Genomic DNA, 2301 nt, shown 5'->3' on the forward strand with positions numbered 1-2301 from the left:
TGGATACGGTATAAAAAAAGATTAAGGCTATTTTTCGAAATAGCCTTAATCTGTTTTAACTACTCGAGGTCAGCTTGTCCCATTTCAACGATTTGTTGATAGGCTTCTTCCCCCCACATTTCTTTACCGAGGGAATCCCGTACAGACTGAGTTGCTTCCCTGAATTTCTCGACATCCGGGTCGATAAATGTTACCCCGGCACCTTCCAATTCTTCTGCCATTGTCTTTTCGCTCTTAGCCAGTTCTTCCTCAGCGTAAGCTTGTGATTCCTTTGCAGCTTCTAACAAAATGTCCTGGTATTCTTCAGAAAGTCCTTGGAAAAACGCTTCATTAATTGTTACAAATGCTGGTTTGAACATGTGGTTTGAGTTAATGATATAATCCTGGACTTCCTGGAAGCCGGCAGCGTAAAACGTTTCTAATGGATTTTCCTGTCCATCTACAATTCCTGTCTGCAGCCCGCTGTAGACTTCACCGAAATCCATAGGGGTAGGGTTGGCTCCAAGAGCTTCAAAGGTTTGGACATAATAGTCCCTTGCTGGAGAACGTAATTTCAGCCCTTCCATATCTTCCGGGGTTTTGATTTCTTTGTTAGCCGAAATAACCCTTGGTCCGCGTGGCAGGATACCAATATTACGAACATTCATATCGCTCACAAGTTTCTCGTTCCATTCCTGTCCAATTTCAGATTCCAGGACATGCATCCAATGGGCATTTGATTTCATGAGGTAGGGAAGAGATAAGTATTCAATTTCCAGCATTCCAGGGTCTCCGCTTGACATCATTTCAATGGTTCCCAATTTCACCTGTTCCATTTGTTCAGCAGTGGCACCAAGCTGGTTTCCAGGAAACAACTCGACGGTGATGCTGCCGTCTGTTTTTTCTTCAATGATTTCCTTGAACTTCTCCATTCCTGAATACGCAGGTTCCCCAGGGTTTGCCCATGTACTATATGAAATGGAGTGTTCTTTTCCTTCAGAACCGGAATCACTGCCCGCGGTGTTTTTTGACCCGGAACATGCGGACAACATCGTTAATGCTGCGACTGATCCTATTAACAAAGATTTAAACCTTTTTTTCATTTCATTTTACCCCCCGATGATTTTTTAAATGAAGTGTATTGTGCTAGTGACAAAGTGTTATTTTACCGACATATTCGTTGCTTCAGCTTTCTTCACTAAAGTGACACCGTACTCAATCAGGCATGAAACAATCTTTTCTCCTCTTTCTGCTGAGGCATTGACTGGATTGCCGAGAATTCCTTCTTTCGATATATCTTCCATATTCACGAATAAATTTGCTTTAGAGTTGTTCAGCTTCATCTTTACAAGGCTATCAATGATGAATTCACCATACGATTCCTTAAGTTCCCACGATTTTGGAAGTAAATCCATTCTCATATCGTGTGGGAATAAATAAGACATGACGGATGTTAATGGTTCCCCTCCATGGCCTGAAGGGTCTATTTCCTCTTGGTAGATTTCGTTTTTCTGATCGATGCTTAACATTTGCCATAAATCCATTGATGCGATCATCACTTTTTTCTCCCGCCTTATCTTTCTAGCGACTTGATCGACTGCCGGACCATTACCCGCATGCCCATTGAAGAAGAGGATTTTCGTAATGCCGTGTTCTATTAAACTTGTACAAATATCTTCGAGGAGACTGATCACCGTCGGTTGAGATAAAGAGATTGTGCCTGGATAACCCCTGAAGTATTCTGAATTTCCAAAGGGGATAGTCGGCGCATAAAGAGCGCCTGTTCTTTCGGCTGTTCTTTTGGCGATTTCAGTAGAAGCCATGAAATCTCCGGTTAAAGAGTGAGGTCCATGTTCCTCCATTGAGCCCAGAGGAATGATTATCACCGGATCATTTTTAAATGCGTTATTGATTTCTTTCCATGTCATATGATGCAAAGCGAATTTCTGCAAAGTAAGAATCTCCTTTTTGAGTATTTTTATCTGATTACTTGGTTTAATGGGTAGAGATATACTTCGTAACTACTAAATCCTGATTGTTATTGGCTAAAAGAATATTTCTACTATGACGAGACTTAAATATGGGATATAGGCAGTTAATAGCACTGCTACAACCAAGGGAACATATAGCGGAAGCATTTCTTTTACTAGTTTTCCAAATGAAAGTTTTGCGATATCGGCCACTATGTACAATAGGATTCCAACTGGGGGAGTGGCCCCTCCAATTGTCAAAGTCAATACCATAAGTACACCGAAGTGGATTGGATCTATTCCGACTTGCATGACGATCGGAGTTAAGATTGGTGCGAAAACGATGATGGCT

At 41.5% G+C, this 2301-nt stretch carries 3 protein-coding genes; all 3 read right to left on the bottom strand.

Going from position 1 to position 2301, the window contains the following annotated elements; all coding sequences use genetic code 11:
• Positions 1 to 59 precede the first annotated feature (59 nt).
• Entirely contained in the window at positions 60 to 1082 is a 1023-nt protein-coding gene (locus tag HP456_RS22955) for a TRAP transporter substrate-binding protein (RefSeq protein ID WP_246289386.1), read from the bottom strand.
• A 57-nt stretch (positions 1083 to 1139) separates the two neighbouring features.
• Positions 1140 to 1931 (bottom strand): creatininase family protein, encoded by a 792-nt coding sequence (locus HP456_RS22960; RefSeq protein WP_172255387.1) that lies wholly within the window; start codon positions 1929 to 1931, stop codon positions 1140 to 1142.
• Between the two features lie 93 nt (positions 1932 to 2024).
• On the bottom strand, positions 2025 to 2301 hold a 277-nt coding region (locus HP456_RS22965), incomplete at its 5' end, for a TRAP transporter large permease subunit (protein ID WP_172255389.1).

The sequence above is a fragment of the Bacillus haikouensis genome (assembly GCF_013179555.1).
In the GTDB taxonomy this organism is placed as follows: domain Bacteria; phylum Bacillota; class Bacilli; order Bacillales; family Bacillaceae_B; genus Rossellomorea; species Rossellomorea haikouensis_A.

What these genes read in the sequence shown, in the direction of transcription:
- HP456_RS22955 (WP_246289386.1), bottom strand. Translation starts at nt 1,082, where the DNA reads ATGAAAAAAAGGTTTAAATCTTTGTTAATAGGATCAGTCGCAGCATTA.